The 313-nt window shown below is 53.4% G+C and carries 2 tRNA genes; both read left to right on the forward strand.

The features are described 5' to 3' along the window. Positions 1-55 precede the first annotated feature (55 nt). Positions 56-132, forward strand: a tRNA-Ile gene (locus U5798_RS37010). Positions 133-169: 37 nt separating this feature from the next. Then, a tRNA-Ala gene (locus tag U5798_RS37015) sits at positions 170-245 on the forward strand. Positions 246-313: the final 68 nt, after the last annotated feature.

Genomic DNA, 313 nt, shown 5'->3' on the forward strand with positions numbered 1-313 from the left:
TCTCGCAAAGTTGAGCGCTCACGCTTATCGGCTGTAAATTTAAAGACAGACTCAGGGGTCTGTAGCTCAGTCGGTTAGAGCACCGTCTTGATAAGGCGGGGGTCGTTGGTTCGAATCCAACCAGACCCACCATTGTCTGGCGGTAGTACACCTGAGGAATTCTGTACATGGGGGCATAGCTCAGCTGGGAGAGCACCTGCTTTGCAAGCAGGGGGTCGTCGGTTCGATCCCGTCTGCCTCCACCAATCCTCAATGCTAAGAGTTTGCTGAAAAATCAGCGAGCGCTTTGCATTGGCGATTGAGCCAGTCAGAG

This window comes from Burkholderia sp. BCC1972, assembly GCF_905339605.1.
Taxonomy (GTDB): Bacteria; Pseudomonadota; Gammaproteobacteria; order Burkholderiales; family Burkholderiaceae; genus Burkholderia.